Below are 26,036 nucleotides of genomic sequence, written 5' to 3' on the forward strand. Positions count from 1 at the left end.
TCGATTTGAATCGGAGAAAAGCTCTGTTGCGAAAAGCACTTAGACGCCCGCTCAATATTTCGATGCTGGCTTCCAGCGATGAGTTCGAACGGCTCTGTTTTTTTACCGGAAGGTGAAGATTTTTTGCAGCGCAGCAGAGCCCGACAGACGAACCATGACCAAAATGCGACGACATTTCAATCATTGTGAGAAAAGCAATCCGCATCGCTCCTCTCATGGATGCGCAAACGTGCGATCATGGTGCGCAACGTGCCACAATGATCCATCGGCGGAATGGTCAGAGTGCTGCCGCGCTTGGATAAAGTTTCAGAAAATCTCGTTTCTCAACATTGCTCGACACCGATTGGACGCTACCTGTTGGCGTCACAACGACATCCGTTATGGGTCAATCGGCCGGAAAATTGCCGCGGACGCCGTTGGAAAGCCAATGATCATGCCCTCGGGGGATGAGACCGCAAGCCCTTGAATCAAAACCGTAAAGGCGGGAAAATGGCGTCTATCACGATTGTTATTCCGTTCTATCAGAAGCAAACCGGCGTTCTGCAGCGCGCGTTGAAATCGATATCCCGGCAGACATTTCAGGATTTCGATATCCTCATCGTCGACGATGAATCGCCACTTCCGGCAGAAGGCGAGCTGCAGTCGCTGAGCAGCGAGGAAAGAAAGCGCATCCGTGTGATCCGCCAGGCCAATGCGGGTCCAGGCGGCGCGCGCAATACCGGCCTTAACAGCGTGCCGGCCGAGAGCCGGTTCGTGGCCTTCCTGGATTCCGATGACGAATGGGCACCAGAGCATCTCAGCAACGCCTTCGGAACGCTGACCCATTACAATGCCGATTGCTATTGGGACTCCATCGATGGCGGCAAGGAGTTCTATTATCATTTCAGCATCGCCGAACTCGGAAAATCGGCCGATACGATACGATTGTCGGACAGGCCAGCCGTCGTCGAAATCCCGAACATCGCCAGCGTCATGCTGCAGGACTGGAGCTTTCTGCATATGTCCTGCATGGTGATCGGGCGGCCGCTCTTCGAAAAGATCCGTTTCGAGCCGTCATTGCGGCTGGCGGCAGAGGACGTCTTGTTCTTCTGCGACTGCGTTCTCGCAGCCAAGCGGGTGTTGCTGTGCGAAAACGCCGGTGCACTGCGTGGCGAAGGCGTGAACATCTTCCACAGCATCGACAATGATTCCCCGCAATTCCTGCGTCAGCAATTCAACACATGGACGGCGCTCAATACGCTGGAACAGAGATTTTCGCGCCGGCCGCAGGATGTCGAGTCTATCCGCCTCTATAAAAATCGCGCCCGGCGGCAGGCGCTCTGGAGCCAGGCGAGACAGATGCGACAGCGGCGTATGCCGCAATTTGGATTGCTGGCAAAATGGGCCTTGCGCGACCCGGCGATTTTACAAAGCGTCATGCAGCTTGCCGTGGGCAAACTCGCGCCCTAGATTTTGCAGCGCAGCATGAGCTGCGCATGCCGTATCGAAGAGCCACGGCATGCCCCGCTATCGTTTGGATCAGCAAGGAGTCCTGTATGAAGCCGTTCCACTGGGAATCCACCCATGGCAATTTCGGTGACGATCTCAATCTCTGGCTCTGGGATTTCCTACTTCCCGGCCTTCGCGATGTTCACAAGGAAACATTGCTGGTCGGCGTCGGAACCGTCCTCAATACGGAGATCCTGCCTGACGAAGGACGCAAGCTCGTCATCGGCAGCGGCTTCGGCTATGGCTCCCTTCCCGATATGCGCGACACCTCGCAATGGGACGTTCGCAGCGTACGCGGCCCGTTGACCGCGGAAAAAGCCGGCTTGCCTGCTGCAATGGGCATTGTCGATCCCGCCGTCCTGGTGACGGAAATGCCCGAATTCCAGAATATTTCGAAAAACGGCAAGCGCACCTTCATCCCGCATTGGGAATCGGCTGCCGCAGGCCTTTGGCCTGAAATCTGCAAGACCGTCGGCCTTTCCTATCTCGACCCCCGCGGCGAGGCGAAGGCCGTGATCCGCGAGATTGCCGCCTCCGAACTGATTGTTGCGGAATCGATGCACGGCGCCATCCTGGCCGATGCTTTCCGCGTTCCATGGATTGCAGTCAGCTCCTCGCGCTCCATCAACAGTTTCAAATGGAACGACTGGGCTCGCTCGCTCGGCGTCACCTATCAGCCGAAGCACATTCCTGTTTCGACCCGCGCCGAGGCGATCGCCAAGGGCGCGAAGTTCTGGGGCGTCGGCTTCGAGCGCAGCAACCTCGCGGCAGCCGAGCTTGGAAAGCAGCGCTACGGGGAAAACGTGATGCTTGCCGATCCCGAGCAGACCACGCTGCGCGTCATGGCAAAGCAGGCACTTGCGGTGCCCTCGGCCCTGGGTCTTTGGCAGGCAAGCAAGGCAAAACCGCAGTTGAGCAAGGACAGCGCACTTGCGGCCTGCAAAGAACGCCTTCTCAGTGTGATCGAGGGCGTGCGCCGCGATTATCTGTAAGCTTCGATATCGCTATTTCGGAGCGGCCTGCAGAAGATAGCGCAGGCCGTTCGCACCGGCATGGGCAATGGGCGCGCCGCTCCGCTTGCGGAAGCGCTCGGTCTTGTCTGTCAGAATGCCGCCGGCAATCGCCGGAACGGCCAGGGGATGCGAAAGCGCATAGATCGCGGCAGACAAGAACCCCGATTGTGACTTGATGTCGAGGAAATGCCGCAGCTCGTAGCGATCACGGATATGCTGCTCATGGCGGCGGATCACGGCGGCATCTTCCGAAGAGATCCCGCCCTTGGCAAGAATGGTCCGGTCAGCCTCATAGAGGCGGCGCAAATCGTCTGTTTTGTGCCGGCCGCTCAGGGAATCGCTGCGCACGACCGCGCCATAACCGCAGCTATGGATGATCTTGTAACGTGCGCGCTTGGCCAGCGCACGAACATACAGGTCGTAATCTTCGCCAAGGCGCAGCGCCTCATTGTAGCGCAGGCCATGCGCATCCAGAAAGGAGCGCCGCATCAAAGGCTTCAGGAAGCCGATCTCGCCGCGGCGCACGCCGCGCTTGGAAATATTTCCCTCGACGAAAGCGGCAAGATCGAGAAAGCGCGGCTTTGCATCGAAATGATCGAGCCGTGCATGCGCATCGGGAACAGTATCGGCACTGACGAAGGCGATGTTGTCGGCAACGAAATCCCAATCATCAGCGGCAAGCAGCGCAGCGAAACGACCCGGAAAGAAGAAATCGTCGGCATCAAGAATGCCGATCAGCGGAGCCTTGGATATCTCGATCGCGTGATTGCGTGCGGCGGCGGGACCACGGTTCTTCTCGAACTCCTGGATTGTCAGCCTGCCGCTGCCGTCATCGGCCTTGGCGGCGGCGGCGGCAGTTCCATCCGTCGAGCCATCGTCGATGACGACGACTTCCGCCACTTCAGGCTCCCGAAGGGCCGAGGCAACGGCCAGCCCGATCGTGTCGCTGGCATTCTTCGCGGCAATGATTACGCAGACACTTTTTTCTGCACGGTCGGTCACGTCAGCCTCCAATGGTTCAGGCGGAGACTTAGGACATCGCTCGGATCCGACAACCGCCGGATCATCAAAAGATCGGATCGTTTACCCGGTTCAGGGGTTGAACGGCTCGGACCGCTTCAAACTGGATGCGGACAGACCAGCGACCTTGCTGTCCTCCTGGACCGATCCCGGCACCTTGTCTTCGTTCAACAGGGACTCGTGCGCTTTGCGCTCTTTCCAGACAAGGTAGAGTACGCCCAGGAAATAGCCGATCTGCAGAAGGACGGCACAGATGACCGTTTCGATCAGTGTGGTCGAAAGCGAGTTCGTCAGAAAATATGTTGCGATAGCAAATACGATCAGCGTGCCCAACATGCTGATGAAAACGCGGGGCGCATACATAATCTTACCTCGCCCGCTCTGCCATCATGTAAAAAACGATCAAGGTCTTTCCTCCCTTATCAGACCTGAAACTCAAATATATTTTATGATTCATTGAGATTCAACCAAGTCACGATGATCCGTTGCGATTTGAGACGACCCTAACGCCGGGCCTGTTAAAACTACACCTCGATTATAATTACAATTGAATTTGTTCATCTTTCTCTTTGCAATTATATGGAGACATGATGAAATAATGCAATCTTAGCGACGCATGAGGGCGACTGCACCTCCATGGTTTCATCGTCAACTCAATCAACTTTTATTACAAAGTCCTGAAAAACCCAATCTCAGTATGTGCACCGCAAAATATTGCTGCAGCGCAATATATCCTATGAAGAAATCAGGATGGCGTATAGCTGAAGGGAAACCGAGCACAGGCTATCGAAGCCAATGATAATGAAGAACTTACCGTTGGATGCCTATAACATCCTTAGAAATCGTCGACTATGATGCGGCAGAGCTGCCAGCGGCGCCATTATACGCAGCACGATACAGTAGAACCCATCTATAACTGATCGCTGATTTAAACCAAGTCACCATTGATGCGGTAAATATATACCGCCATGCCATATCGCTACAAAAGTTTGGCTTAAAAAGTCCAAATCCGAACCTACACTCCGATCATCCCGGCTCTAATTACGCGTCCGAGAATTTCCGACCAATCGTCAACATGAATGGAGTTTTCTCTATGAAGTCTGCGACGAGATCGGCCACATCGGCTTTTTTCAGCGCCGCGGAAAGCGACGTCTTTCCGCCCACTGGTGGAGTACTGAAACGCGTTTTCGACGTCTCTACCGCTATGCTCGCTTTGATTTTCATCAGCCCGCTCTTTCTAATGCTGATGCTCCTGGTGAAACTTACAGACCGCGGCCCCGCTTTTTATGGCCATCGCCGTATCGGCCATAATGGCAAGGCTTTCCGTTGCCTGAAGTTCCGCACCATGGTCATCGATGGCGACAAGGTGCTCCATGCTCACCTGCAGTCCAATCCGAGGGCGATGGAAGAGTGGCGCGCGACGCGCAAGCTGCAGAACGACCCCCGCGTCACCACCGTCGGTGCCGTCCTGCGCAAACTCAGCCTCGACGAGCTGCCACAGCTCATCAACATCATCCGCGGCGAAATGAGCGTTGTCGGACCACGCCCGGTCGTGGAAGACGAGCTCGAGCGCTACGAGACCGCGGCAATCTATTATTTGCAGTCTCGTCCGGGCCTGACTGGCCTCTGGCAGGTCAGCGGTCGCAACGACGTCTCCTATGAAAGTCGCGTCGCCTTCGACACGCATTATGTGAAGAACTGGTCGCTCAGCAGCGACATGGTGATCATCGCCAAAACCATTCCTGCGGTCTGCCTCTCGCGCGGCAGCTATTGATGATGACTGGCAGATACCGCGGGAGGTTTCCTGCGGTTTTCCCGCATCTTGCGGGTTGCCTACCAATAACAGGGAAGATCCTGCATGATTGAATTTCGGCCTTCCAAAAGGCTTGTACGCGCCAATACATCGCTGTGCTGCGCATCGCTCGTCGCTCTCAGCCTTTGCGTAGCTTCCGTCTCGGCCTCGGCCGAAAACCTTCCCGGATATCATCTGGGCGTCATGGACAAGCTGCATGTGCGCGTTGCCGAATGGCAGACCGCTGAAGGCACCATTCGCGACTGGTCGGTGGTCACCGGCGACTATACCGTGGGACCTTCCGGCTCGATTTCACTTCCCTTCATCGGCGACATGCCTGCCGTCGGCAAGACCACGGATCAGATTGCCGACGCTATCGGCCTTGGGCTGCAGAAGCAGTTCGGTCTGCGTGATCGTCCGTCAGCCTCCGTTGAAATGTCGCAGTTCCGGCCGATCTATCTTTCGGGAGAAGTCCAGAATCCCGGTGAATATCCGTTCGCGCCCAGCCTGACCGTGTTGAAGGCCGTAAGCCTCGGTGGCGGCATGCGCCGTGCCGACGCCGGACAACGCTTTGCGCGCGATTTCATCAATGCCAAGGGCGACGCCGTCGTCTATATGGCGGAGCGCGGTCGCCTGTTGATGCGCAAGGCGCGCCTGCTGGCCGAGCTGGCTGGCAAGGATGATATCGATGTGCCGACAGAGCTCAAGCAATTGCCTCAGGCAGCAGATCTGCTCACCAGCGAGAAAGCGCTGATGGATACACGCAGCAAGCGCATGAAGACGCAGCTGCAGTCCCTGGAAGACTTGAAGGCGCTCTTGCAGAACGAAGTCGAGGCCCTTTCGAAGAAAAACGATACGCAGAGCCGTCAGCTTGATCTGGCCAAGGCCGACCGCGACAAAGTGGAAAGCCTGACCGAGCGCGGGTTGGAGCTTGCCTCCCGCAGAATCTCCGCTGAACAGCGTGCCTCCGATCTGGAAGCAACGCTCCTGGATACGGAAACCGCGTCCCTGAAAGCCAAGCAGGATATCAACAAGGCCAATCAGGACGAGATTACTCTCCATAACGACTGGCAGAGCTCGTTGGCCCAGGACATGCAGGATACAGACACGCAGCTGGAAACGCTGCAGCTCAAGCTGTCGACCAGCCAATCACTCATGCAGGAAGCCGTGGCTCAATCGGCCGACGCCGGCAACCTCGATCCAAACGGACCGGGTGTGAGCATTTCCTACACGATCATCCGTGATGAAAACGGCCAGTCGAAGGAAATTCAGGCTCAGGAAAACACGCAGGTACTGCCGGGTGATCTGATCAAGGTCAATACCGGCCTTGCCATCCGATAGGAAAGTCGATGCGGATAGCCAAATCGATCTTCGTGCGTCCAGGCAGCAACGCCACCTATGGCGCGGTGGCGATTGCTCTCTCCTTCTTCGTCTTTGCCTATTCTTCCCGCTTCGGCCAGCCCTCCATCCTGCTCTACTATGCCCTCTGGTTTCCGCTCGTTATGATCGACTACCGGAATGTGCTCGGCAGTTACAACAGACAGCTCTGGCTCTTCGCGTTCGGCGTTTTCACCTGTCTGTCGATCTTCTGGTCGGTCGTCCCTTCCGCGACGGCGCGCGCGGCGATCCAGTACATGACACATATCTTCTGCGCCCTGGTCGCCATGCGCACGCTCGATATCCGCACGCTGACGCGCGGCGCGATCGCAGGTACCGCCATCGTACTCATCTATTCGATATTGTTCGGCTATTACGCCTATGATCCGATCGACGGAAGCTACAGCTTCGTCGGCGCCTTCGACTCAAAGAACCAGCTCGGCTTTTATGCCTCGCTCGGCATTTACTTCGCCTTCGCAGCCGTCTTTGTCCTCGGAGAACGTCGGATCTGGATGCTGGGCGCAGGATTTGCCGGCTTGCTGTCGGCCTATTGCCTCCATGCTTCGGCATCGGCAACATCGGTGCTGACGACGGGATTAGTCGTGGTCTTATGCATAAGCCTGCGTGTCATCTTGTATCTATCGCCCAAGCAGCGCAAAAGGTTGTTTGTGACAGCGGCTGTCTCCGGCATCGTCCTTGCAGTTGCCGGCGTCTATCTCGGTGCGGTCGATCTTGTCCTCGGCGCCTTTGGCAAGGATTCCACGCTCACCGGGCGTACCTATCTCTGGCAGCAGGGCATCGCGGCGGCGCAGCAGAACCCTTTCTTCGGCGTCGGCTATCAAGCTTACTGGGTCCAGGGTTTCTCCGAGCCCGAGCGACTGTGGGATGAGTTTTTTATCGCCTCCCGCGCAGGCTTCCACTTCCATAATACCTATATCGAGACCGCGGTGGAAACCGGGCTCATCGGTGTCTTCCTGCTCGCCTCAATCCTGCTGACGGCTTTCGTCGGCCATATCAGCCGCTTTCTGAGCGACATCCGAAACGATGAATCCTACATCCTTCTGGGTGTCGCGACCCTGTTGCTGATCCGCTCCTTCGTGGAGATCGACATTCTCAATCCGTACCATGTCGGTTCCTTCCTGTTCTACTTCACAGCAGGAAAGCTTTCCATGCGAGCGCGCATGCCAGCGAACGCGCCATTGCGAATGGATGAGCAGATACAATTCGCATCTCCCGTCAACTGGGAGCCGCGAACGGGCCAATGAAGACACTCTATGGCATTCAATATCTCCGTGCCTTTGCTGCGCTCGCCGTAGTGTTGTTTCACGCCGCCGAACGCAGCGGCGGCCATTTTCGCATTGGAGCCGCGGGGGTCGACGTCTTCTTCGTCATCAGCGGCTTCATCATGTGGACCATGAGCGAGCGTCGGCCGGTGACGCCGCTGCGCTTTGCGCTCGACCGGCTGCAACGTATCGCGCCATCCTACTGGATCGTGACCGCCATCATGATTGCAGGCGCCGTTATCGGCCTGTTTCCGAACATGAAGCTGACGGCCAGCCACATTCTCGGCTCGCTGCTCTTCATTCCCGTTCGCTCGCCAAGCACGAGCGGTGGCGAGATCTGGCCGGTTCTGGTGCAAGGATGGACGCTGAATTTCGAGATGTTCTTCTACGTCATCTTCGCGGCCTGCCTGTTTCTGCCGCAACGGCTGCGGCTTGCCGGCATGACGGCGATCTTCCTCGCCTTTGTCCTTGCTGGCGGCATCATCGATCCACAGTCGCCTCTGCTTCTGACCTATACGCGTCCCATCATCCTGGAATTCGTCGCCGGCGCCATCCTCGGGCGTCTCTGGCTATCCGGACACGTGCCGAGGGCAGGCCTCGGCCTTACCCTGATCGCCGTCGCCTTGTCGGGCTTTGCCGCGATCCAGATTCTCGGCCTGGACTTCAATGAGGTGACCTGCGGACCGCTCGCTGTTGCCCTCGTGCTCGGCATGGTGTCAGTGGAGCGCAGCGGCAAGTTGCCCTCCATCCCCCTCCTTACCTATCTCGGCAACAGCTCCTATTCGATCTACCTCTGGCACACATTAGCCATTTCGGTGGTCGTCAAGCTGATGGCGTCGATGCAGATACCCTCTGACGCCATTACCTTCATCGGCGTCATCAGCGGCACCATTCTCGGTATCTGCGCCTACGAAGCCGTCGAAAAGCCGTTGCGCAATCTTCTAAAGAACCTGAGCTGGCAGAGATCGCGCCCCTCGCCAGCCTGAGGCTCCCGCTCCATACAACCTCTGCGCAGTCCCGCGCGCCTATGCTCGCGGGCACTTGACGACGCGCCTCGGAAAACGTCGTATGGGCGAACGCGAAATTCGAAACTCCGCGACGATCGCGATCCGCCTTCGCTATCCCCGGTTCACGGACCCCATATGAAACGTTTGGCAACCGCTTTGCTGCTGGCTCCGCTCTGGGCCCCCTGCCTTCTCGCCATCGCGACCGCCCTCTTCTGGCCCGTGCCACATGTCCTGGGCGATATCAGCAGGCTGTCATGGATCTGGACGGCGATCGCGGCAGGCGCGCTCTTGGCATATGCGGCCATCCTCACCATCGGACTGCCGGCGCACATATGGTTGAGGAGGCGGAGCAGCCGCTCGCTTCGAGCCTATCTGGTCACATGGTTCGCGCTTGCGGTCATCGCGTGGGTGATGGGCTTCACAGCAGCCTTCGCCACGCTCGGGCTGGGCTTCTCGCTCTCATACCTGCTGGATATCATCATCCATCGCCCCTATGTGCCGCTTGCATTCGGGACGGTATGGGCCGTGGTCGGTGCCACTTTCTGGGCGATCGTTCGACCCGATCGTTAGGCCTTGTGGCCCCTTGTTCCAGATTTCCGCTCGGACGAAGCCTGTTATCACAGACGGCTTCCGGGCGACATCCAAAACAACAAATACCGCCTCCCGTTCCGCGCTCTTTCAGTAGAAAGATCATGGCGCACCGGCCGCTCATGACAAGGCCACGGACACCCCGGGAGCCCTCGTCCTCCACTCAAAATCGACAATACCGACGGCGCATGAAAAATACCCGCACATTGGCCGGAAGAATTGCAAAAAACCCAATAAAATCCAAGGATTGAAATAAGTTTAGCAAAAACTAATTTTCACACCACTTCCACAAGTGGAAGCTCATTAATCCAACCTTGCTCTATTTCAATTTTCAACATGGAGGAAATTCATGCCGTATTTCGCCCTGACCCAGCCATCGTCCCCAGGTGTCGAATTCATATTCGAACTCACAGATGAAAATAAGATCGCCCATGCTCGAAGAATTATTTCGGGGGAAGAGCGGAACGAAGTGCATGTGCACGGCAGGATCTTGAAGAAGCAGGCATCTTACAACAAGAAGTTCAATTTCTATCTGGATCCGCAGACGATTAATTTCTTCGAGATGATGATCGAGGTCTGCGATGCGGATATGACATATGTCGAGGATCATCTTGACGAAGCCGGCGGCGCATTCCTGCCAGGAAGCCATTGGTGCCCTTGGAATTCCAATGTCAGCCGCGAAGTCACTCTCTAGCAACAAGCGGGGCGACAATCGAGCGGGATTGCTCCCGCTCGATTGTCACTTCATGTCCGGTCGTACGCCTAGGCCCGGCGACGACGCAGCTGATCGAAATAGACAATGACGATGATCAGGACACCAGTGATAATGCGCTGCCAGAAGGAATTGAGGTTCAGCAGGTTGGCGCCGTTGTTGATGGTCGCCAGGATGAAGGCACCGATCAGCGGGCCGTAGACCGTGCCAACCGCGCCGAACAGGCTGGTTCCGCCGATCACCGACGAGGCGATCGCCTGCAGCTCCCAGCCATCGGCCTGGGTGGCATTGCCGATGGCGATGCGCGAGGCAAGCAGAACGCCGACGAAGGCCGCGCAGGTTCCCGACAGGATATAGGCGAGATAGATCATCCAGTTGACGTTGACGCCGGACAAGCGCGCAGCCTCGCGGTTTGAGCCGACAGCGAAGAGGTAGCGCCCCCAACGGCTCAGATGCAGGAAGATCACGGCCGGGATCGCCACCAGGATCACCATCCAGAACAGGCTCGGTATCCCCAAGAAATCGGACACCGCGAAATTGGTGAAATCGTCATTGACGATGTTGATCGTGGAGCCGTTGGTGATGAGAAGGCCGATGCCGCGAAGCGACGTCAGTGTCGCGAGCGTGATGATGAAGGGCGGCAGGCCCATGCGCACGATGCCGAAGCCGTGAAACGCGCCGATCAAAACCCCGAATAGCAAGGTGATGAGGATGGCCGCCCAGACCGGAAACCCGGCCTGAAGCAGCCAGGCGATAATGACGGTGCAAAAGCCGACGATCGCGCCGACGGAAAGGTCGATGCCCGCCGTAATGATGACGAAGGTCTGGCCCAGCGCGAGAATGGCCGTCATCGACCCCTGACGCATGAGGTTGGTGATGTTGAGCGGCGTCCAGAACTTGTCGGTCCAGAAGCCCAGGACAACCCACAGCGCCAGCAGCAGTAGGATCAGCGTCAAGCTGAAGAGGATGTTCATCTTGCGCCGCGGCGCAACGGTCGGGCCTTCTGTCGTATTCGCGGCCATTTTTGTTCTCCCTCTTTAGACTTGTTTATTGTTCAAACGCCGATTGCCTCGCCCAGGACTTCCTCATGCGTTGCCGCATGGAAATCATGGCTGGCGACCAGCTGGCCGTGGCGGAAGACGTGCAGACGATCGGCGAGCTCGTAAACCTCAGGCAGATAGGAAGAGATGACAATGATGCCGGCGCCATCGCGCAGCAGCTTGGCAAACAGTCTATAAATCTCGGCCTTCGTGCCGACATCGACGCCGACGGTCGGCTCATCGAATATAAAGAGCTTGGCACCGTGGCTCAGCCACTTGCCGATGACCACTTTCTGCTGATTTCCGCCGGACATGGCGGAAACCAGAACCCGCCGGCTCGGCGTCTTGATGCTGAGATCGCGGATCTGCTTGTCGGCATTGGCCGCTTCGCCCTTATTGTTGATGACCGGGCCGCGGCTCAGCCGCTTGAACACGGGCAGATTGATGTTGAGCCCGATCGGCAGATTGAGGCAGAGCCCCTGATCGCGGCGGCTTTCCGGCGCCAGCGCAATGCCGAGATCCATCGCATCGCGCTCGTTGCGGATGTCGACCTTGCGCCCCTGCCAGTAGATTTCGCCTGCGGAGAGCGGTTGGCGACCGTAAAGACCCAGCGCGAATTCGCTGCGGCCGGCACCGATCAGCCCATAAAGGCCGACGATCTCGCCGGCACGAACGCTGAGCGAAACATTCTCGAAACCAGGGCCGGAAAGACCTCGCGCCTCGAGAATGGTGTCGCCGATCGGAATCTCTTCCTTGTGGTAGATCTGCTCGATGGAGCGATTGATCATCAGCTTGATTAGTTCGTCCTCATTGGTTTCCGCGATCGTGCGGGTGCCGACATGCGTGCCGTCGCGTAAGACGGAAACCCGATCAGCGAGCTCGAACACTTCTTCCATGCGGTGGCTGATATAGACGATCGTCACGCCCTCGCCCTGCAAGCGGCGGATCAGCTTGAACAGCTGCGCCGATTCCTGGCGGGTAAGATAGGCGGTCGGCTCGTCGAAAATCAGAAATTGCGTGCCGCGCATCGCTGCCCTCGCGGTCGCGACCAGCTGCTGCTGGCCGATCGTGAGTGAGCTCAGGAGCTCGCCGGCGGGCAGGCCGAAGCCGAGATCGTCGAGCACGGTCTGCGCCATCGCCACCATCTGCTTCTTGCGCATCAGGCCGAAGCGGTTAACTTCATCGCCAAGGAAAAGATTGGCCGCGACCGTCAGATGCGGGCAGAGCACGACTTCCTGATGCACGGCATTGATACCGCGAGCGATCGCCTCATTCGGCGTTGCGAGCGCCACGGGATGACCGCACCAGAAGATTTCGCCGGACGTTCTTGTGATGACACCCGTCAGGAGCTTGATGAGGGTCGATTTACCCGCGCCGTTCTCGCCGACGATCGCATGGATCTCGCCGGCCAGAAACGTAACCGTCGCCGGCTTCAGCGCCTCGACGAAGCCATAGCGCTTCTGCAGACCTTTAAGCTCGAGGATGGGCGAGCCGGCCGGAATGCGGTTTGCTTCCGTCTTGACGGTGTCGTCGTGCCGATGGCTGATTTCTTCAAGGCTCGTCATGAGGTCTCCTCCCTCTCGCATCGCCGCGCAACCGCCTTGAGAAGGCGGCCAGACGAAAAGGCCGCGCCCGATCGCACGGGCGCGGCCTCAAGCCTTACTTGACCTTCGGGTTCAACAGGGCATCGATCTTCGGATCGCTCATGTTCGCCTTGGTGACGAGGTTGGCGCCGGTGTCGACATTGGCCTCGACCTTTTCCTTCTTGGAAGCGGCGAGCGCCGTCTTGATGCCGTCATAACCCATGCGATACGGGTCCTGCACCACGAGGCCGGCAAGAACGCCCGACTTCAGGAAGCCGACGGTCTTGTCGTCATTGTCGAAGCCGATGACCTTGATCTTGTCACCGAGCTTGTTTTCGGCAATCGCCTGGCCGACACCCTGGGCCATGATCAGGTTGGAGGCGAAGACGCCGACGAGCTTCGGATTGGCCGTGATCAAGTCGGTCATGATGTTGAGCCCGGTCGTGGCCTGACCGTCCGCATATTTATCAGCAACGACCTTGAGGCCCGGATACTTGCTCTTGACCTCTTCCAGGAAGCCCTGACGGCGCTGGTCGAGCGAACCGACGCCCGGCAGGCTGGTGATGATGGCGATTTCACCCTCTTCCTTGCCGGTCATGCCCTTGATGGCAGCGGCAAGGCCGTCGGCGGCAATGCGTCCGCCTTGCGTGTTGTCCGTCGTCAGGAACGACACGAAGGATTTGGAATCGGCGGCCGAGTCGATGCCGACGACCGGCACGGACTTGGCGGCTTCATCCACGGGCTTGCCGAGCGCCTTGAATTCGGTCGGCGAAATGACGACAGCGGCCGGCTTGCCGGCAACGGCGTTTTCGAGAATGCTGATCTGGCCGTTGATATCGGATTCCGACTGTGCGCCGAGTTCCGGCACCTTCACGCCGAGATCCTTGCCCGCCTGGCGGGCGCCGGCAAGCACGATCTGCCAGTAGAAGGATGTCGTATCCTTGACGATGATCGGAATGGTCACGTCGGCCGCGAAGGACTGCACTGGCATCGCCATGGCGATGATGGCAGCGCCGGCAAGGCCGGTAAAGCTGCGGCGGGACAGAAGTGACTTGGCAATTTTCATCTGCTTCTCCTCTCAACGCGCTCTGTTCTCCTGTACACCCGCCGCTGAACGCTTACGGCTCGGTATCGCAACGCCTTGCGGCATCACGCATCGCGCGGCGGAAAGGCCACCGACGCCAAAACAGGCTTTCCTCCTCTTCGAAGCCGTCTCTCCCGACGGCTCGATAGCTCCCAATCTGTTGGAGCGGTTTAGGAATCGCAAACCCGCTCCATCTGCTATTTCAACGCAATTCCGGACGGAAAACCGCTGCGCACTTTTCCTGGAATTGCTAGACTCTGACCGCCTCGTCTCCCAACGGAGGCGCGACCACAGTCAAACCTTCGAACTCCGCATAGAGGCCGTCGGGAAGCCGAGGCTCCACCAGCTGCATGTTGCGGACAAGACTTTCCGGCTTTGCCGTGCCGATCAGCACCGAAGCCACGCAAGGGCTGTGCAGCGGAAACTGAAGCGCCGGCTGGGCAAGCGGCAGGCCATGTTTGCGGGCGATCTCCTCCATCGCCCCCACCTTGGCCAAAATATCCGGCGTCGCCGGCAGATAGTCGAAGTGTGCGCCGGGCACAGGGCCGGTCGCCAGAATGCCGGAATTGAAGACGCCGCCCACGACCAGCGACGTTCCCTTCTTCTCGCAAAGCGGCAGCAATTCGGCGACCGCCGAGCGGTCCAGCAGCGTATAGCGGCCTGCGAGCAGGATGCAGTCGATATCGGCCGCACTCATGACATCGAGGCAGACCGGCACCTCGTTGACGCCGAGACCATAGGCCTTGATCGCTCCCGATGATTTCAGCTCTTCCAGAGCCTTCAATCCGGACCCCAGAAGCTGGCCCAGATAGCGCTCGTTGAGCGCCTTGCCATGGGTGTAGCCGCCGATGTCGTGAACGTAGAGAATATCGATGCGATTGAGCCCGAGACGGGCGTAGCTGAACTCGACCGAGCGCATGATGCCGTCATAGGAGTAATCATAATCGGCATCGAAGGGCAGAGGGTCGACATAGCCGTAATTCGGCACCTTGTCAGTCGGCACCGGCCGCATGAGACGGCCGACCTTTGTCGACAGCACATAGCTATCTTCCGGCTGGTCGCGAAGGAAATCGCCGACGCGGCGTTCGCCAAGGCCGAAACCATACCAGGGTGCTACGTCGAAATAACGGATACCGCTATCCCAGGCCGCCTGCAGGGTCGCCATCGCCTGGTCGCGAGGGCAGGCACGATAGAGGCCGCCCAGCGCTGCGGCGCCGAAGCTGATCTCCGTGACCTCGAGGCCCGTCCTGCCGATTGTTCTTCTTCGCATCACCTCTCCCTTGTGATGGCCTTTATTTCATTTCCGCCGATCTCAGATCCGCTTCGGAGTGGCCTCAAACCGGTCACTCCGTCTCCTCTTCTCTATTGGCGACGGTCAACTCCCGATAGTCCATCCGCCAATTGATTTTGTTTTTTATCTACAATAAACATTTTGGTGTCAACGAGCAAATCGCGTCATGCCTGGGAGGAAGGTGGCTGGTGCGGTTCCGTCAACACTCCTGCAATTGACTGCCATTCGATCATGGTTCAGACAGCGCCGCCGGTAAAGAGCGGCGACGATACGCGAGGGGGAAATGGCAAGGCAAAACACGCTCTTCAAGGAGGCGTACAATCGCTATGCGGCGCGCCTGAAGCCCGATACAGAGCTGCCGAGCGAGCCGGAGATCGCAGCCGAACTCGGCGTCAGCCGCAGCACGGCGCGCGCGATCCTTATGCGTCTAAGTGACGCTGGCATCATTCTCTGGAACAAGCGGCAGAAGACCGTGCTGCGCCTGCCGACACAGTCAGATTTCTTCCCCAAGGAAGAAACCGATTCACTGCACGATATCATCGAGCGCAGCTTCATGATACGCATCATGTCCGATGAAGCCCAGCCGGGCATGCAGATCAACGAGCTGGAACTCGCCCGTGAAATCGGCACCGGCACATCGGTCGTGCGTGAATTCCTGATCCGTTTCAGCCGTTTCGGCCTGATCGAGAAGCGGCCGAACAGCCATTGGATACTCAAGGGGTTCACCAGCGAATTTGCGCTCGAGCTTGCCGATGTGCGCGAGATGTTCGAGCTGCATTCAGCCGCCGAGTTCGGCCGCCTGCCTGCCAATCATCACGCCTGGGAGGATCTCAAGGCGATTGAGCAGGAGCACCACGAGCTGCTCAGAGATTTCGACGCGCATTACCGGGACTTCTCGCGCCTCGACGAAAAGTTTCACCTTCTCATCCATCGTGCCTCGAAGAACCGCTTCATCACCGAGTTCTACGACGTCATCGCCATCATTTTTCACTATCACTACCAGTGGAACAAAGCTTTCGCACGCGACCGTAATGCGCGCGCCGTAGCGGAGCATCTCGACTATATCGAAGCGCTGCAATCGCGCGACCAGCAAAGGATCGATGCTGCCTGCCGCCGGCATCTCGCTTCGGCACGGCAAACGCTGTTACAGTCGATCCCGCAGGGTGCAGGCGAAGTTGCCGGCTCGGCCGCCTGACGGCAAGAGCCGGCTGTTCGCTCACTTTGCAGTGAAGCTCAAGCTTTGGCTGGCAAAGCGTGGGGACGAGACGTCGAGCTTGATCGCCCCGGCCTTACCCGTCGCCTGCAACCAGAAGCCCGTGGTTCCACCCTGGAATGCCACCGTCTGCGGCCCAATGAGCTTGGCCGGACCATCGACCTTGATCGTGATGGCTTCGTTGAGGAAAGCCAGACGCGAGCCGGCCTGATCGAGTGCGCGCACGATGACGCGCACCGTATCGCGCTCGCCTGCCCGCAATGTATCGACATCGGCCTCGACCTGAAGCGACGTCGGCAGCGGATTGGCGACCATATGCTGCTCCACCACCGGCTTGCCGCCGATATAGCCGGTGAAATGCACGTCTTCCCACTCCATACCCCACACACCGAGCTCATCCGGGGTGAAGGATCGGTGATCGAAGACGACGGGCGCATGTGGCAGATGCGGGAACGTCTCCCGGTCCGGGCCGAGACGCTTGGTCAGCGAACCATAACGCAGCTCGACCTCGTCGCAATTGGTGAGCACGATCAGTGGCAGGGCACCGCCGATATTGCGCTCGCCGCGCGCCCAGATCGTTACCGGCTTCATGACGATTTCTTCGGAAGGTTCGCACTGGCTGGCATAGACATAGGCAGCGAACTTCGGCTCGCGGAACATGTCCATCACGCCGTGGTAGCAGATGCGGTCGCCGGAACCGAAATCGCTGTGGGTGTTATAGTCGAACATGCACCAGCCGATGGCGCCTGATATCGACGGATCGCCATAGGCGGCATTCAGAACTTCCAGATGCCGGCGCACATGCTCGGCCTGGCGTTGTTCCTGATCGTAGATTTTCGTCGGATACATATGGCCGCCGAATTCGGTGATCAGATACGGCACGTCCTTGGAAAGGCCGGTGTTTTCCTGCTGCGGCCTGAGCGGCGTGCGCGGCCGGTTGGCGCCGGGCAATTCCTCGTTGCCGAGGATGAAATCATTCATCGTGTAGACATCCTCGAGCATTTCGCTCTCGGTGATGTAGCGAACGCCGCCGGTCTGGCGCGTCGGGTCGAGCTCGCGTGCCAGCCGGTTCGTCTCGGCGTAGAAATCGTGGGAATCCTGGGATTCGTTGATGCGCACGCCCCAGATGACGATCGATGGATGGTTCCAGTCACGCTCGATCATGCGGCGGACGTTGCGGATCGATTCCTGCTGCCACTCCACATCGCCGATATGCTGCCAGCCGGGGATTTCCTCGAAGACCAGCAGGCCGATGCGGTCGCAATGATCGAGGAACCACTTCGACTGCGGATAGTGCGAGGTGCGCACGATGTTGCATTTCAGTCTGCGCTTCATGATTTCGGCGTCGCGCTCCTGCGCCGAGCGTCCCATCGCGTAGCCGACATAGGGGAAGGCTTGATGGCGGTTGAGACCGCGCAGCTTCAGCTTGTTTCCGTTCAGCAGAAAACCTTCGGCGGTAAAGCTCGCCGTGCGGAAACCAAAAGTCGCGACAAGTCGATCCATCCCGTGATCGCTCTCAAGCTTCACCTCGGCCGAATAGAGAACGGGATTGTCGAGCTCCCAGAGCGAAAGGCCTGCAAGGCCACTGAAGCTGAGTGTCACGCTCTCGTCGGATGTGTCGGCCTGACTAGAAGCGATGACCGCGCCGTCGCTGGACCGCAGGGTAACTTTCACGTTGCCCTTGAAAGCGAGCTTTTGCGGATTGGCGATGTCGCAGCGTACCGTCACGGATTTGCTGTCGGAAAGGACGCCCGTCGTTTCAACCTTGCTGTTGGCGATCGAGACGGGAGCGGCAACCTTCAACCAGACGTCGCGATAGATGCCTGCATAGGTGAGATAATCGATCCGGCCACCGAAAGGCGGGATCTCGGGATTCTCGCTGCCATCGATCTTGACGGTGATCAGGTTCTGGCCCTCGCGCAGCCGGCCGGTCAGACGCGCCTCGAACGGCGTATAACCATCCTTGTGCACGACGATCTCCTCGCCGTTCAGATAGACGACCGCGTTGGCCATCGCCGCATCGAAGATCAGCGATACTTCGCGCCCGGTGAAGGTCTCATCCCAATTGATAATCTTCTGATAGGTGAAGGCGCGCTGGTAGGATTTCTCGTCGAAATAGTTGAAAGGCAGTTCGACGGCGGTGTGCGGGAGCGTAACGCTCTGTCCTTCCTGCGAGCGACCGACATTCTCAGGCGAAAATCCTTCATGAAACGTCCAGGATTCGTTGAAGGCGACAACAGAACGCATATTCAATCCTATCGATTAAGCCCGTCGCATCGGGTGACGAACAGATGTTGCTGGGGAGTCAGGCGCGCGGCGAGGCAGGCGGGACGCCGCGGGGCGATATCTATACAGGCTCGCCGCCGTTGCGCAATGCGACCGGTTGGCGGATTTCCATTTTCAGGACAAGCAAGCGATTGAAACAGCGGTTTCCTCACGAGCGGCTCCGTCCGCTCCTCGCCTCCTCGACCGGGCTGCGCACCGCGGCATACATGCCAGTCGTGCGGAACTCGGTTGGATTGATGCCATAGATGCGGCGAAATACCTTTGAGAAATAGTTGGCGTCGTCGAAGCCTGACATGATCGCCACTTCCTTGACCGGAATGAAGGCTGCCTTGGTCAGCAGCTTCGCGGCGCGTTGCATGCGCTGCTGCAGCACGAATTCCGCCGGCGGCACACCTTCGCTCTCGGCAAAGACGCGTGAGAAATGTGCACGGCTGAGGCCGCTCACCTTTGCAAGCTCATCGACCGGCAGGGGTTTGTCGAGATTGGCGTTGATATGGTCGATGACAATCTGCATGACGGAGCGGTCGGCGGCAAAGGCATGCGAGCCGAAGACGTCGTCATAAAGCGCCATGGCTGCCTCATAAGCGATAGCCGAAGCCGAAGCAGGTGTCTTGGCACCCTTGACCAGCCGCAGGCTGCAATCGGCCAGATGATCGATGGTTGCCTGCTGCAGCTTCAAGACAGGACCGGCCGCAGCGAGGATCAGGCGATGGATGCGCAATGCCTCCTCGCCATTCATGGAGATCCAGAAATACTCCCAGCGCTCCCCTTTCTCCAGCCAGTAGCGATGATTGTGCGGCACGAGCACCAGGAGCGTATCGCCTGAATCCACGCGATAGCTGCGATTTTCGTAGCGCAATCGCCCGGTACCGCTGATCGTGTGCTGCAGCACGGTGAACGGCGTCTGGCCGCGCCGCCGCCCGTCCCAGTCATAGGGCTCGTCGTGCCTGACTTCATAGCCAGCGCTGGTCGGCATGGCATGCAGGCGGTGGCGTCCGCGCGGCAGCGAAACCGTCCGCATGACCTGTCCGTTGTCGATCAATTCATGCAGCACAAAATTACCCCTAAAAGCATAATAGTTCTCTGTTCGCTTCGGTGATTATAGGCATAATCCCGCCCAGAAAACAGCGCTTGACCGCCGACGAGGACCGGCGATTGGAGGAAAACCCACGATTTCGGCCCGTCTCGCAACCGGTGCGACCATGGGACGAAAATGCTGTTACCTTCCCTGCTGCTGCGCGTTCGATCGACTTGAAGGTGAGGATCATGAGTTTCAAAATCGCTATTATCGGCGCCGGCAGCGTCGGCTTCACGAAAAAGCTGTTCACCGACATTCTCTGCGTGCCGGAATTCCGCGATGTCGAATTCGCGCTGACCGACATGAGTGAGCACAATCTGACGATGATCAAGGCAATCCTTGACCGGATCGTCGAAGCCAACAAGCTGCCGACGCGCGTCACCGCCACCACGGATCGCCGCAAAGCACTGGAAGGCGCGCGCTATATCATCAGCTGCGTGCGGGTCGGCGGATTGGAGGCTTACGCCGAAGATATCCGCATTCCGCTGAAATACGGCATCGACCAGTGCGTCGGCGATACCATCTGCGCCGGCGGCATTCTCTATGGCCAGCGCAACATTCCGGTCATCCTCGATTTCTGCAAGGATATCCACGAGGTCGCCGAAAGCGGCGCCAAATTCCTGAACTATGCCAACCCGATGGCGATGAACACCTGGGCGGCGATCGAATATGGCAAGGTCGACACGATCGGCCTTTGCCACGGCGTCCAGCACGGCGCTGAACAGATCGCCGAGGTGCTCGGCGCCAAGGACAAGAGCGAACTCGACTATATCTGCTCGGGCATCAACCATCAGACCTGGTTCGTCGATCTGCGCCTCAACGGCCGCAAGATCGGCAAGGACGAGTTGATCGCCGCCTTCGAAGCGCATCCGGTCTTCTCGCAGCAGGAAAAGCTGCGCATCGATGTGTTGAAGCGCTTCGGCGTCTATTCGACCGAGAGCAATGGTCACCTGTCCGAATACCTGCCCTGGTATCGCAAGCGTCCCGACGAGATCAACAAATGGATCGACATGTCGGACTGGATCCATGGCGAAACCGGCGGCTATCTGCGCCATTCCACCGAGACGCGCAACTGGTTCGAGACGGAATTCCCGCAGATTCTCGACAGCGCCTCGCAGCCGATCGATCCCGCGCGCCGCTCCAACGAACATGCGAGCCACATTCTCGAAGCGCTGGAAACCAATCGCATCTATCGCGGCCATTTCAACGTCAAGAACAATGGTGTCATCACCAATTTGCCAAGCGATGCCATCATCGAGTCGCCCGGCTTCGTCGATCGCTTCGGCATCAACATGGTGGCAGGCATCACGTTGCCTGAGGCGTGCGCTGCGACATGCATTTCCTCGATCAACGTCCAGCGCATGTCGGTCCATGCGGCGATCAGCGGCGATATCGACCTGCTGAAACTTGCCGTGTTGCACGACCCGCTGGTCGGCGCCGTCGCCACGCCGGAGGAGGTCTGGCAGATGGTCGATGAAATGGTCGTCGCGGAAGCGCGCTGGCTGCCGCAATACGCCCATGCCGTGGACGAGGCGAAGGAGCGCCTGTCGCGCGGCAAGGTCAAGACGCGCGACTGGAAGGGTGCAGCGAGCCGCAACGTTCGCTCGATCGAGGAGTTGCGCGCGGAGAAAGCCGCCTTGAAACAGGCGGGCTGACGAGCAAGCAGGCCGGAAGACGGAGGTTGAGGCGGGATCTTAAGGGGATAGCCCGCTTCAACCAGCCATCTTTCGTTTCAAAGGAGGAACGCGAGGCCTCGAACGGAGCGCTCGCGATTTTGGGAGAGAGAACAAGATGAGACATTTTCGACCGATCGGCCTTCTGGCCGCGTTGACGATTGCCACATCCGCAATCGCCATGACCGCTTATGCGGCCGAGCCGACTGCGCCACCCGTTCCACCGGTCTTTCCGGCGGAAGGCAAGATCAAATATGTCGAGCGCAGCTCCATTCTGGAGTTCAAGGCGCTGCCCGAATATCACGAACCCGCCTGGGTCACCGATAATTTCGTCAAGACGGGCAAGCTCCCGCCCGTCAAGGATCGCCTGCCGAAGGAGCCGCTGGTCTACAAGACCGGCAACATGCCCGACGGCATCGGCGTCTATGGCGACACGCTGCGCCATGTCATCGGCGGGCGGCCGGAAGGCTGGAATTACGGCGCTGGTCAGACGCAGGGCTGGGGCGGCATCGACATCGGATTGTCCGAGTGCCTGACGCGTACCGCACCGCTCTTCCAGGTCGAGGCCAAGGACACCGAACCGCTGCCGAACCTTGCCAAAGGCTGGGAATGGTCGGCGGACGGCCACAAGCTCACCATGCACCTCATCGAGGGCGCGAAATGGTCCGACGGCGTGCCCTTCAACGCCGACGACATCATGTTCTACTGGGAAGACGAGGTCATCGACCCGAACGTGTCGCCACTCGGCGGCGGCGCATCGCCGGAAGCCTTCGGCGAGGGAACGACGCTGAAGAAGATCGACGACTACACGATCGAATGGACCTTCAAGGATGCCTTCCCGAAGCAATATCTATACACGATGGCCTATCCGAACTTCTGCCCGGGTCCATCGCATATCCTGAAGCCGCAGCATCCGAAATATTCCAAGAATACCTACGACCAGTTCAAGAACGCCTTCCCGCCAGAATATATGAACATTCCAGTGATGGGCGCCTGGGTACCGGTCGAGTACCGCTCCGACGATATCATCGTCATGCGCCGCAACCCCTACTACTGGAAGGTCGACGAGAAGGGCAACCAGCTGCCCTACCTCAACGAGCTGCACTACAAGCTCTCCACCTGGGCCGATCGTGACGTCCAGGCCGTCGCCGGCTCGGCCGACCTGTCGAACCTCGAGCAGCCGGAAAACTTCGTCGCTTCGCTGAAGCGCGCAGCACAGCCCGATGCACCGGCCCGTCTCGCCTTCGGCCCTCGCCTCATCGGCTATAATCTGCAGATGAATTTCTCCGCCAACGGCTGGGGCAATCCGGACGAGCGTGCGCAGGCTGTGCGCGAACTGAACCGCAACGAGGATTTCCGCAAGGCCGTTACCATGGCGCTCGATCGCAAGGCGCTCGGGGAATCGCTGGTCAAGGGACCGTTCACCGCGATCTATCCCGGCGGCCTGTCTTCGGGCAGCAGCTTCTATGATCGCAATTCCACGGTCTATTATCCGTTCGATCTCGTAGCGGCAAAGGCCGAGCTCGCAAAAGCCGGCCTGAAGGACACCGATGGCGACGGCATCGTCAATTTCCCGGCCGGCGTCAACGGCGGCAAGGATGTGGAAATCACCCTTCTGGTCAGCAGCGATTACACCACCGACAAGAGCCTTGCCGAGGGCGTCGTCAGCCAGATGGAAAAGCTTGGACTTCGGGTGATCATCAATTCGCTCGTCGGTCCGAAACGCGACGATGCCAACTACAGCGGTCGCTTCGACTGGATGGTCCGCCGCAACAGCACGGAACTTGCGTCGGTGGTCCAGAATACCGAGCAGCTTGCTCCCGTCGGCCCGCGCACCAGCTGGAACCACCGCGCCCCGGAAAGCGGTCAGCTTGACCTGATGCCCTTCGAAAAGGACATGGTCGACATCGTCAACAAGTTCACGACGTCGAAGGATAATGACGAGCGCGTGGCCCTGATGAAGCAGTTCCAGAAGATCTCGACCGGCAATCTCTACAATATTGGCCTTACCGAATATCCGGGCGCGCTCATAATCAACAAGCGCTTCTCCAATGTTCCCTCAGGCACGCCGATCTTCCTGTTCAACTGGGCGGAAGACTCGATCATCCGCGAGCGACTGTGGGTGGCTGCCGACAAGCAAGGCAAGTACGAGCTGTTCCCCAATGAGCTTCCCGGCGCTCCGGGCAGTGCCGGTCCGATCAAGTAAGATCGCATGAAACACCCCATGGCAGCCGTCATGACGCCGGTTGCCATGGGACCTGAAACATCCAGCGATCAGCTATCGCCGGGTAAAATGAAGCGCTGGCGCATCTCGTTCCCAGAGAGGGAGACTGCCGACAGCATCAAGAGAAGCGAACCGTCCGATGTTACGATTCCTGCTCGTTCGCATAGCCTCGGCGATCCCCGTGCTCTTCATCCTGAGCGTGGTGACGTTTGCCATCATCCAGGCACCGCCGGGTGACTATGCCGATTACATCCGCTCGCAGCTGATGAACCAGGGCGGCGCGTCCTTCGAACAGGCTGACGCTCAGGCGCAAGCCTATCGCAAGGAACATGGCCTCGATAAGCCGATGATCGTCCAGTATTTCAACTGGGTTGGCGGCATCGTCACCAAGGGTGATTTCGGCTACAGTATGGTCTACAACAAGCCGGTGGCCGATGTCGTCGGCGAGCGCCTGCCGCGCACGCTGGCTTTGGCGCTGGTATGCCACATCCTGGCATCCATTCTCGGCATTGGTTTCGGCATATGGGCGGCGACGCGGCAATATAGCTGGATCGACAATCTGCTTGCCGGCATCTCCTTCCTCGGCATGACGGTGCCGCGCTTCCTGATGGCGCTGATCATCGTCTATATCCTCGTCTTCCAGCTCAACGTCTCGGAAATCGGCAGCTTCTTCTCGCCGCAATATGGTGGCGCACCGTGGTCCTGGGGTAAATTCGTCGATCTCGTCAAACACGTCTGGCCGGTCGTTGCGATCGCCACCTTCGGCGGCCTCGCCTACAACATGCGCATCATGCGCGGCAATCTGCTCGACACGCTGAATGCCCAGTACGTGGAGACAGCACGCGCGAAGGGTCTTTCGGGCGGCGCCGTTGTCATGCGCCATGCCGTGCCGAACGCGCTGCATCCGCTCATCATGTATCAGGGCGTCGTCCTGCCCTACATGCTGACCGGCGAAATCGAAACCGCGATCATCTTCACGCTGCCAACCGTCGGGCCGGCGATCGTCGGCTCCATGGCGGTCGGCGACGTCTATGTCACGGCAACTTTCATGATGGTGCTTTCGGCGACCCTGATCATTGGCAACATCATCGCGGACGTATTGCTCGCCCTGCTCGATCCACGTGTGCGTCAACAGGGAGGGATCCACTGATGCTCGCCTTCAGTAATTCCCCGCCGCCGCCGGAAGAAAAAATCAAGCACAAGAGTGGCAACGAGAGCTATATCGCGCTGGTATGGCGCCGCCTCAAGCGCTCCTGGACCGGCATGGGCGGCCTCACCCTCGTCATTCTGCTGCTGTTGATGGCGATCTTCGCCGAATTCGTCGCGCCGCTCGATCCGAAGGCGACCGATACCGGCTTTGCGCCGCCGCAGGTCGTAAGCTTCCGTGACAAGGACGGCGGTTTCGCCTTCCAGCCACGGGTCTATGCGCTCGTCGAAACCACCGATCTCGACCCGGTCACGTTCCAGCCGATCGTCGGACCGGACTATGACCACCCGCGCCTCCTCGGCTTCTTCGTCAAGGGCGATCCCTATTATCTCTTCGGCCTGATCCCCGGCGACCGGCATCTGTTCGGCACGACCGACGGCGGCCCGGTTCATTTCCTCGGCACCGACAAATTCGGCCGGGACGTGCTGTCGCGCGCCATCTACGGCTCGCGCATCTCGCTGATGATCGCGCTGACAGTCGTTGCCATCGTCACCATCGTCGGCACCACAGTCGGTATGATATCGGGCTATTTCGGCGGCACGCTCGACGCCTGGATCCAGCGTTTCGTCGAAGTGGTTCTGGCCTTCCCGCAGCTGCCGCTCTATCTGGCGCTGACCTCGCTGATTCCGGTGACGGCGCCCACCAACGTCTTCCTTGCCTTCGTCATCATCGTCATGTCGGCGCTCGGCTGGGCGCAGATGTCCCGCGAGGTTCGCGGCAAGACGCTGGCACTGGCAAGGATCGATTATGTTCGGGCCGCCATGGCGGTGGGCGCCACCGACCGGCGCATCATTCTCCAGCATATCTTCCCGAACGTCATGAGCCACGTCATCGTTACGGTGACGCTGGCAATCCCCAGCGTCGTTCTGCTGGAATCCTTCCTTGGTTTCCTGGGCTTTGCGGTGAAGCCGCCGCTGATCTCCTGGGGGTTGATGCTGCAGGATACGTCGACCTATTCGGTCATCGGCTCCTATCCCTGGATTCTCTCGCCCGTCGCCTTCGTTCTCGTCACCGTCTTCGCCTTCAATGCGCTCGGCGACGGGCTGCGTGACGCGATCGACCCTTATTGAGAGGAGA

The 26,036-nt window shown here is 58.9% G+C and carries 21 protein-coding genes; 13 read left to right on the plus strand and 8 right to left on the minus strand.

The features are described from left to right. Window positions 1-489 precede the first annotated feature (489 nt). Both AC13Q5_RS25545 and AC13Q5_RS25550 read left to right on the plus strand, forming a co-directional pair. Window positions 490-1,449, plus strand: a complete 960-nt coding sequence (locus tag AC13Q5_RS25545; protein ID WP_075856109.1) for a glycosyltransferase family 2 protein — start codon at window positions 490-492, stop codon at window positions 1,447-1,449. 86 nt (window positions 1,450-1,535) lie between these two features. Beyond that, window positions 1,536-2,480, plus strand: a complete 945-nt coding sequence (locus tag AC13Q5_RS25550; RefSeq protein ID WP_075856108.1) for a polysaccharide pyruvyl transferase family protein — start codon at window positions 1,536-1,538, stop codon at window positions 2,478-2,480. A gap of 12 nt (window positions 2,481-2,492) precedes the next feature. Here the strand turns inward: AC13Q5_RS25550 and AC13Q5_RS25555 are convergent, their stop codons facing one another. Continuing rightward, window positions 2,493-3,503, minus strand: a complete 1,011-nt coding sequence (locus AC13Q5_RS25555; RefSeq protein WP_075856107.1) for a glycosyltransferase family 2 protein — start codon at window positions 3,501-3,503, stop codon at window positions 2,493-2,495. A gap of 90 nt (window positions 3,504-3,593) precedes the next feature. Then, window positions 3,594-3,884: an exopolysaccharide production repressor protein gene (locus tag AC13Q5_RS25560; RefSeq protein WP_075856106.1), complete on the minus strand. Its 291-nt coding sequence runs from the start codon at window positions 3,882-3,884 to the stop codon at window positions 3,594-3,596. Between the two features lie 730 nt (window positions 3,885-4,614). Between AC13Q5_RS25560 and AC13Q5_RS25565 the strand changes: the two genes are divergently transcribed. From AC13Q5_RS25565 to AC13Q5_RS25590, 6 genes are all read left to right on the plus strand, one after another. Further along, window positions 4,615-5,295 carry a sugar transferase gene (locus tag AC13Q5_RS25565; protein WP_075856105.1) on the plus strand — a complete coding sequence of 227 codons (681 nt, stop codon included), beginning with the start codon at window positions 4,615-4,617 and terminating at the stop codon, window positions 5,293-5,295. 84 nt (window positions 5,296-5,379) lie between these two features. Next, entirely contained in the window at window positions 5,380-6,654 is a 1,275-nt protein-coding gene (locus tag AC13Q5_RS25570; protein ID WP_457878674.1) for a polysaccharide biosynthesis/export family protein, read from the plus strand. An 8-nt stretch (window positions 6,655-6,662) separates the two neighbouring features. Further along, window positions 6,663-7,955, plus strand: a complete 1,293-nt coding sequence (locus AC13Q5_RS25575) for an O-antigen ligase family protein (RefSeq protein WP_075856103.1) — start codon at window positions 6,663-6,665, stop codon at window positions 7,953-7,955. Then, window positions 7,952-8,959, plus strand: coding sequence for an acyltransferase family protein (locus AC13Q5_RS25580; RefSeq protein WP_488503600.1), 1,008 nt, complete (start codon window positions 7,952-7,954; stop codon window positions 8,957-8,959). The genes AC13Q5_RS25575 and AC13Q5_RS25580 overlap by 4 nt, the downstream gene beginning before the upstream one ends. A 156-nt stretch (window positions 8,960-9,115) precedes the next feature. Next, window positions 9,116-9,550, plus strand: a complete 435-nt coding sequence (locus tag AC13Q5_RS25585) for a hypothetical protein (RefSeq protein ID WP_488503601.1) — start codon at window positions 9,116-9,118, stop codon at window positions 9,548-9,550. Window positions 9,551-9,917: 367 nt separating this feature from the next. Continuing rightward, window positions 9,918-10,262, plus strand: coding sequence for a BP74-related protein (locus AC13Q5_RS25590; RefSeq protein ID WP_075856100.1), 345 nt, complete (start codon window positions 9,918-9,920; stop codon window positions 10,260-10,262). Window positions 10,263-10,330: 68 nt separating this feature from the next. Here the strand turns inward: AC13Q5_RS25590 and AC13Q5_RS25595 are convergent, their stop codons facing one another. From AC13Q5_RS25595 to AC13Q5_RS25610, 4 genes are all read right to left on the minus strand, one after another. Continuing rightward, entirely contained in the window at window positions 10,331-11,302 is a 972-nt protein-coding gene (locus AC13Q5_RS25595) for an ABC transporter permease (RefSeq protein WP_075852681.1), read from the minus strand. A 32-nt stretch (window positions 11,303-11,334) separates the two neighbouring features. Further along, window positions 11,335-12,885, minus strand: coding sequence for a sugar ABC transporter ATP-binding protein (locus tag AC13Q5_RS25600; protein WP_075852682.1), 1,551 nt, complete (start codon window positions 12,883-12,885; stop codon window positions 11,335-11,337). A 94-nt stretch (window positions 12,886-12,979) separates the two neighbouring features. Further along, window positions 12,980-13,969, minus strand: coding sequence for an ABC transporter substrate-binding protein (locus AC13Q5_RS25605; RefSeq protein ID WP_349961043.1), 990 nt, complete (start codon window positions 13,967-13,969; stop codon window positions 12,980-12,982). Window positions 13,970-14,237: 268 nt separating this feature from the next. Continuing rightward, window positions 14,238-15,257 (minus strand): aldo/keto reductase, encoded by a 1,020-nt coding sequence (locus AC13Q5_RS25610; protein WP_488503602.1) that lies wholly within the window; start codon window positions 15,255-15,257, stop codon window positions 14,238-14,240. Between the two features lie 304 nt (window positions 15,258-15,561). On the opposite strand from AC13Q5_RS25610, the gene AC13Q5_RS25615 reads away from it, so the two are divergent. Further along, window positions 15,562-16,473: a GntR family transcriptional regulator gene (locus tag AC13Q5_RS25615; protein ID WP_075852685.1), complete on the plus strand. Its 912-nt coding sequence runs from the start codon at window positions 15,562-15,564 to the stop codon at window positions 16,471-16,473. A gap of 21 nt (window positions 16,474-16,494) precedes the next feature. Here the strand turns inward: AC13Q5_RS25615 and AC13Q5_RS25620 are convergent, their stop codons facing one another. After that, entirely contained in the window at window positions 16,495-18,738 is a 2,244-nt protein-coding gene (locus AC13Q5_RS25620; protein ID WP_488503603.1) for a glycoside hydrolase family 2 protein, read from the minus strand. Between the two features lie 187 nt (window positions 18,739-18,925). Continuing rightward, window positions 18,926-19,831 (minus strand): helix-turn-helix transcriptional regulator, encoded by a 906-nt coding sequence (locus AC13Q5_RS25625; RefSeq protein ID WP_488503604.1) that lies wholly within the window; start codon window positions 19,829-19,831, stop codon window positions 18,926-18,928. A 212-nt stretch (window positions 19,832-20,043) separates the two neighbouring features. Between AC13Q5_RS25625 and melA the strand changes: the two genes are divergently transcribed. From melA to AC13Q5_RS25645, 4 genes are all read left to right on the plus strand, one after another. Continuing rightward, a complete protein-coding gene (gene melA, locus AC13Q5_RS25630; protein ID WP_488503605.1) occupies window positions 20,044-21,510 on the plus strand; it encodes an alpha-galactosidase in 1,467 nt (488 codons plus the stop codon). A gap of 136 nt (window positions 21,511-21,646) precedes the next feature. Then, on the plus strand, window positions 21,647-23,734 hold the full coding sequence (locus AC13Q5_RS25635) for an ABC transporter substrate-binding protein (RefSeq protein ID WP_075852689.1): 2,088 nt from the start codon (window positions 21,647-21,649) through the stop codon (window positions 23,732-23,734). A 157-nt stretch (window positions 23,735-23,891) separates the two neighbouring features. Further along, window positions 23,892-24,902, plus strand: coding sequence for an ABC transporter permease (locus AC13Q5_RS25640; protein ID WP_075852690.1), 1,011 nt, complete (start codon window positions 23,892-23,894; stop codon window positions 24,900-24,902). Next, entirely contained in the window at window positions 24,902-26,029 is a 1,128-nt protein-coding gene (locus AC13Q5_RS25645) for an ABC transporter permease (protein ID WP_488503606.1), read from the plus strand. The genes AC13Q5_RS25640 and AC13Q5_RS25645 overlap by 1 nt, the downstream gene beginning before the upstream one ends. Window positions 26,030-26,036 lie beyond the last annotated feature (7 nt).

The sequence above is a fragment of the Martinezella sp. CNPSo 3964 genome, from assembly GCF_057784375.1.